The following is a 6,395-nucleotide window of genomic DNA, read 5'->3' as shown; positions in this document are numbered from 1 at the left end:
AGGGTGGAGGTTAGGAAGGGGATGTCGTAGCCGGCGGAGAGGGATAGGGTGGCGCCGTTCAGGGAGTGGTGGAAGGTCTCGCGGAGGCGGGCGGTGAAGAGGAGGAGGGTGTCGGGGGGAGGCTGGTAGGTGGAGGGGAAGTCGGAGCCGGTTCCGACGACGGTAATCAAGCCGGGATAGTTCTGAAAGAGACGCCGGAGTTCGGCCGTCGAATGAGGCGCTACGCCGTGATATCGCCCCTCAACCCAGCGGTCGGCTCCAAGGATGCCGATCAGTTTGGAACGGATTCGCTCGACCGGCAAGGAAAGAGGCGGCCGGGGCGAGCCGGGATTAGGGTTCATCGGATCAGGACCTGGAGACGGCGGCGAGTTGCTGACTGGTGAGTCCAAAGCGGCGCTCCCGGGACTGGTAGGCGCGAAGGGCTTGATAGAGGTCGAGACGATCGAAGTCCGGCCAGTGACGGTCGGTAACGACGATCTCGGTGTAGGCGAGTTGGTAAAGGAGGAAGTTGCTGAGGCGGAGTTCACCCGAGGTGCGAACGAGAAGATCAGGATCGGGAAGGCCGGCGGTATCGAGGAAGCGGCTAAACCCGGCTTCATCGACCGTCGAACGCCCTTCGGAGAGCAAGCGGTTGACAGCCCTAAGTATCTCGCGTCGTCCCGAATAGGAAAGCGCCAGCACCAACGTCATGCGGTTGTTGCCGGAAAGCCGGGCTATCGCTCTCTCCATTGCCCGACGAGGCTGCAGGGGGAGTTGCTCCAACTCACCGATCACCCGGAGGCGAATCTGGTTGCGGTCGAGGTCTTCGACCTCGTTGTCGATTGCTTCGACGAGCAGTTCCATCAGCGCGGAGACTTCGGTTGCCGGACGGCGCCAGTTCTCTTGAGAAAAGGTGTAGAAGGTCATCACCTCGACCCCGATCTCAGGGCCGGCCTCGACCATTTTTCGCACCGTCCGGACGCCTTCCCGGTGACCGGCAATGCGGGGAAGTCCGCGTTGCCGCGCCCAGCGACCATTGCCGTCCATGATGAAGGCGATGTGACGGGGGACGCCGCCCGCTGCCAGGATGGCTGCTTTTAGCGACGCTTCGTCACTTACCTCGTTTGCACCCGGTTCGCGATTCCGCCGCAGGTTCACCCCCCACCTTCAAGCGCGTCAAGTTTCGCCTTCATTTTGAGCCCCTCTTCGACCTGGTCGCTGTTGAAGTAAGCAGCCATTAGGTTGCGTATGGCGATCAGGTTCCCGGGATCTGACAGGTGCGCCTTGAGCAAGTAGGGAATCGATCCGGTCCAGTCGCTTTCGTTGGCAAGGATCGTCCCCAGGTTCAGGTTTGAATCGAAATCCTCCGAGTCGTTCCTCAGTATCTCGACATAGATCGACTTGGCTCCGGCGATGTTCTCCCGGCGAAGCATCATCAGCGCCAAGTTTTTTTTGATATCGGTGCGCCCGGGGTAGAATGCCATCACCTCCCGAATGGCGGACTCCGCTGCTGCATAGTCGCCTTTCTCTTCGTAAAAGCCCACCAGAACATCGAAGGCGCGCAGATAAGCCTCGGCTGAATCGGTCGTCGGATCGACCATCTTCACGATCTCACGTGCCAGACGTATCGCTTCATCGTCTTCCTTGCGAGAGTGGGCAATCGACATCAATATCTCCCGCGTTGGGACATCGGGAGAAGCCGGATTCTCAAGTCCGAGTGCCCGCCTGCCATAATTCAGTGCTCGGTCGTATTGGTCTCCATAATAAGCCGCGATGGAGGCTTGCTGGTAGAGTTCCCGATCGCGTGGATCGACGACAAGCGCACTATCAACAAGTTCGAGCGCCCTACTCCAGCGCGACGAATCGAATTCCGTCAGAAACCGACGATAGTAGCGTGCCACATAGGTCCGTCGCGCTTCGACGATCCGCTCGCGATAGGCATCGCCGCAAGCCAGCGACGAATCGTAGTATTGCGACATCCGCGACAGATCTCCCAGCCTCTCATAGCAGAAGCCTAACAGATAGTAGGCTTCCGGCGAGCGTGGAACCCGATGCAGTTCACCTTCAAGTTGGGCGATTGCGCGCTGCCAGTCCCGCTCGTTGACGGCGATACGCGCCGAGCGGAGTTCGGGGGATATACAACCGGCTGTGAGCAGAGCCCCTGCCAGAACGAAGTAAAGACCTTTCATTGTCCTTATCTATGATATCATTGATGATACGCTATTAGTCGCTGTCCCGGCGACATTGGGTGTTCTATTCGCCGGGGTGCAAGTTCGCTAACAGTTGCTTGCAGTTCGACTGCACCACCTGACTGTCATGCTCATACCGGTTTTCTACCGCTGTAACCGGTGTCGGTTTCGTGATAATGCCCAATCTCGGTCTCTCCTAACTTCCAGCAAAGGAAGACGAGCCGCCCTTCGCGTTCGTGCAGGAAGTCCACAAGGCCTTCGTCGATGTCTTTGAGTACGGCACCGGTCGCGGCGATCTGCTTAATGGTATGACGAATGAGGTCGGAGTTTTCGGACACAATACGCATATCCTCCGTTGTCTTCTCAACATTGCTTACGGCGTGCCCGTTACCACGGGAAAGCGGGACTTTGGATTCGACAATCTCTATCAATGCATCTCGCAGTCGTCGAATGTCGCCGATCCAGGCCGCCATTTGCGGGATGAGTGCGTTGGCGTCTTCAAGTGAGAATATGCGAGGCTCAAACTCCTGCGCGTCGTCCTGCGGATTCAGAGGATCAGACATTGACCTTCCATCTGAGGTGGCTGAGGTATTCCAAGAACTCGCAAAACGGTTGGAGCAACATCGGCAAGGACACCGGAAGGCCTCAGTTGTATCCGTCCTTCGAAAGGCGGGATGACTACAAACGGCACCAGGTTGGTCGTATGTGCAGTATGCGGACCGCCGTCGTCGTCGATCATTTGTTCGCAGTTGCCATGATCGGCGGTTACAAAGGTCGTATAGCCCCTTTCCATAGCCCGTTCGACGAGGCGGTTCACGAGCGGATCAAGGGCTTCGAGCGCTTTTACGGCTGCACTCAGAATACCGGTGTGACCGACCATATCGGGATTGGCGAAATTCAGCAAAATAAAGTCGTAATTTTCCTCAAAAGCCTCTATGGCACGATCTGACACACCTTGAGCGCTCATCTCTGGTTGAAGGTCATAGGTGGCGACTTTTGGAGAGGCGACAAGCGCTCTATCTTCGCCTGAAAAAGGCGGTTCATCGCCACCGTTAAAGAAGTAGGTAATGTGAGCATACTTCTCGGTTTCGGCAATGCGGAATTGCCGCTTGTTGCTTTCGGCCAGAACCGACCCCAGAATGCTGTCCAGCGAACGCGGAGGAAATACGACAGGGAAGTTAAAGTCCTCCTGGTAGCGCGTCATCGTCGCAAGTGCAATATCAAGCGGACGGCGCGGAAAGCCGTCGAATGCCGGATCGGCAAGTGCGCGGCATATCTGACGGGCACGATCGGCACGAAAGTTGAAGAAAATCACTGCATCGCCAGGGTGGACTACGCCTACCGGATGACCATCTTCCATGATAACCGATGGCTCGACAAACTCGTCCGTCACCCCCCGGCGATAGGAATGAACAAGGGCCCCCTCAGCAGAGGCAACCGCATTACCTTCGCCGCCCGATAATAGAGACCACGCCTTCTCCGTTCGCTCCCATCTCTTGTCACGATCCATTGCGTAATAGCGGCCGCAAACAGTGGCTATTCTACCGGTCTTCAACTGGTGCATCTGAGCCTCAACCCGGCGGACGAAATTGACGCCGGCGTGCGGCGAGGTGTCCCGCCCGTCGGTGAAGACATGCAAAAAGACCTTCTTCATCGCCCTCCGGCGTGCAAACTCGAGTAGTGCAAAGAGATGCTCGAGTGATGAATGAACGCCGCCATCGGAGACGAGTCCCATAAGGTGCAGCGCGGCGCCATTGCGCCCTGCATAGTCGGAAGCAAACCGTAAAGCCGGCTTGTCGTAGAACTCCCCGGTCTCGATGGAGTGGTCGATGCGGGTGATGTCCTGAAAAACGATTCGGCCGGCACCTAAGTTAAGATGCCCGACTTCGCTGTTGCCCATCTGACCTTTAGGCAGTCCAACGTCGCGCCCCGATGCCGAAAGCCGGGTCCAATTCCAGCGCTCCAGCATCGTCTTGAGGAACGGCGTCTCGGCGATCCTGACGGCGTTGCCGTGAGGATCGTCGCGCAGGCCATAGCCGTCGAGGATGAGTAAAAAGACTTTTGGCTTCATTGCTGGTTATTGACTTCTATCTCGCTGGAATCAGCGGCGGATTCGGTGTCCGAACCGGGTGGAGGCCATTCCTGTCGCCGCCTTAAGTAAACAGCCAAAAGGATACCGACCAATATCGCCAGCAGCAGCGGCCACCAGGCAATCGAATTTCGAAGCCAACGCTGCCAACCATACCAGGTGTTCGAGGCCAGTCCGGCGCCACTCATCGTCATGAATATACCGGCTGGAATCCATGTCCATAAGGGCCCGTTCTTTAAAACCGGTCGAAGCGCAAGTCCCATACCCAGCCCCAAAAGGATGATCGGAACCGTCCGCCACTCCGGGAACTGTAGGTAATTCTGTTGCTTCAAGACAAATGCGACACCGACCGTGAGAAACGTCACCCCCGGCACAAAGAGAAACCGCGAATGACTTCGGACTGAAGCGAAGATGAAATAGACTCCTGCACCACTGGTGAACCAGCCCCATACCCCTATCCAGTTTCGCTCGAGCAGAATCAGTGCGCCGAGCCAAAGCAGTATCCAGCCGAAGCAGCCGGCGCGTGGAATGTTCCACCCCAACCGGCTTCACGTCCCCGGCGGGCGGGGTATAATCAGCCACGCCAGAATGTATAGGATGATCCCGCTGCCACCAAAGATCGTCAGCAGCAACCATACCAACCGGATTATCACCGGATCAATGCCGAAATATTCGCCAAGACCACCGCAGATTCCAGCCAGAACACGGTTGTCCCGCGACCGATATAGGCGGCGGATGTTGCCTTCCATCTAACGCGCTCCGTCATTTTCGATGAGCAGGGAGAGGTCAAGGCTCGACGCCGAGTGCGTCAGCGCCCCGACCGATATATAATCTACGCCGGTTTCAGCAAATATCCGAACGTTTTCGAGTGTGATACCGCCGGTTGCTTCAAGCGCTATTCCCGCAGGACGGTCGGCAACACAGCGGGATACCTCGTCCACCGTCATGTTGTCCAGTAGGATACGATCCGGCCGGGCTGCCGCAGCCCGTTGAAACTCATCATAGTTGCGCACTTCGACCATCACGTTGCGATGTGGAAGACGACGGCTCATTGCATACGCCCGGCAGTCTGCCACCGCCTGAACGACATCCTGCGACACGGCAAGGTGATTCTCTTTAAAGAGAAAAGCCGAATAGAGTGAATAGCGATGGTTGACGCCACCTCCATCTCGAACCGCACCCTTCTCCACCATCCGAAGACCCGGCAGGGTCTTACGGGTCTCACAGATTTTCACCTTTGTCCCCGCAACGGCTTCGACATATCTACGGGTTTGCGTCGCAATACCGCTCAAGTGCATCAGAAAGTTGAGCGCGGTGCGTTCGGCTGTCAGGATACTTGAGGTGTGTCCGGCTATTGTGCAGAGACGCGCTCCTGCGGCAATAGTTTCACCATCCTTAACGTAAGACTCGAAGGATAGTCTTCTATCTACCTCACGAAAGACCTCAGCGGCAATGTAAATTCCTGACACCACACCGTCCAACCGGGAGATTATGACGGCATGGGATCGGCTCTCACTTGATATCACTGCTCGGGTCGTGATGTCACCCGGTTCACCCAAGTCCTCCCGCAGCGCCCTGCGAATCAGGTTGCGGACTGTCCGATTGGGCCGTGAATTTGGTTCACTCATGGGCGGCAAGCCAGTCATCGCCCCAACTGATGCCGACCTCGAGGGGCACGGTAAGGTTCATCGCGCCCGACATCAACTCCCGCAATCGGACAGACAGGGGCTCAAGTTCATCCGCAGGCGCTTCGAAGAGAAGTTCGTCGTGAACTTGTAGTAGCATCCGGGCGCGAAAGCCTTCGGTGCGAAGTGCGCCGTCGATACGGATCATTGCGATCTTGATCAGGTCGGCTGCCGATCCCTGGATAGGGGTGTTGATGGCAATGCGTTCGGCGTTGGAGCGGATGTTAAAGTTCTCACTACGGAGATCGGGCAGCGGCCGGCGGCGCCCGAGTATTGTTTCCACATAACCTTTCTCCCGTGCCTCTGTGTGCAACTCGTCGATGTATTCACGCACTCGAGAGAAGTTTGAGAAATACTGTTCGATAAAGGCGCGTGCCGTGGCGCGTGAGATACCGAGCCGCTGAGCCAAGCCAAATTCTCCCATCCCATAAAGAACGCCAAAATTGACCTCTT

General features: G+C 56.9%; 9 protein-coding genes. All 9 read right to left on the bottom strand.

Annotated elements, in window-relative coordinates; all coding sequences use genetic code 11:
- Nucleotides 1-341, bottom strand: a 341-nt coding sequence (locus FJY67_10930; protein ID MBM3329962.1) for a hypothetical protein, incomplete at its 3' end; no start/stop codon positions are given.
- 4 nt (nucleotides 342-345) lie between these two features.
- Nucleotides 346-1,026, bottom strand: a complete 681-nt coding sequence (uppS, locus tag FJY67_10925; protein MBM3329961.1) for a di-trans,poly-cis-decaprenylcistransferase — start codon at nucleotides 1,024-1,026, stop codon at nucleotides 346-348.
- Between the two features lie 107 nt (nucleotides 1,027-1,133).
- Nucleotides 1,134-2,168, bottom strand: coding sequence for a tetratricopeptide repeat protein (locus tag FJY67_10920; GenBank protein MBM3329960.1), 1,035 nt, complete (start codon nucleotides 2,166-2,168; stop codon nucleotides 1,134-1,136).
- A 131-nt stretch (nucleotides 2,169-2,299) separates the two neighbouring features.
- The gene (locus FJY67_10915) at nucleotides 2,300-2,731 is read right to left on the bottom strand and encodes a DUF2203 family protein (protein ID MBM3329959.1); all 432 of its coding nucleotides are present in this window, start codon (nucleotides 2,729-2,731) and stop codon (nucleotides 2,300-2,302) included.
- Nucleotides 2,716-4,239, bottom strand: coding sequence for a 2,3-bisphosphoglycerate-independent phosphoglycerate mutase (locus FJY67_10910; protein MBM3329958.1), 1,524 nt, complete (start codon nucleotides 4,237-4,239; stop codon nucleotides 2,716-2,718). The genes FJY67_10915 and FJY67_10910 overlap by 16 nt, the downstream gene beginning before the upstream one ends.
- A complete protein-coding gene (locus tag FJY67_10905; protein MBM3329957.1) occupies nucleotides 4,236-4,799 on the bottom strand; it encodes a hypothetical protein in 564 nt (187 codons plus the stop codon). Before FJY67_10905 ends, FJY67_10910 begins: the two co-directional genes overlap by 4 nt.
- A 6-nt stretch (nucleotides 4,800-4,805) precedes the next feature.
- Nucleotides 4,806-5,006 carry a PspC domain-containing protein gene (locus FJY67_10900; GenBank protein ID MBM3329956.1) on the bottom strand — a complete coding sequence of 67 codons (201 nt, stop codon included), beginning with the start codon at nucleotides 5,004-5,006 and terminating at the stop codon, nucleotides 4,806-4,808.
- Nucleotides 5,007-5,885, bottom strand: coding sequence for a carboxylating nicotinate-nucleotide diphosphorylase (nadC, locus tag FJY67_10895; protein MBM3329955.1), 879 nt, complete (start codon nucleotides 5,883-5,885; stop codon nucleotides 5,007-5,009).
- On the bottom strand, nucleotides 5,878-6,395 hold a 518-nt coding region (locus tag FJY67_10890; protein MBM3329954.1), incomplete at its 5' end, for a DNA polymerase I. The genes FJY67_10890 and nadC, both read right to left, overlap by 8 nt.

Source organism: Calditrichota bacterium (assembly GCA_016867835.1).
Taxonomy (GTDB): Bacteria; Electryoneota; AABM5-125-24; order Hatepunaeales; family Hatepunaeaceae; genus VGIQ01.
This window is presented reverse-complemented; position numbering and strand designations above follow the sequence as displayed.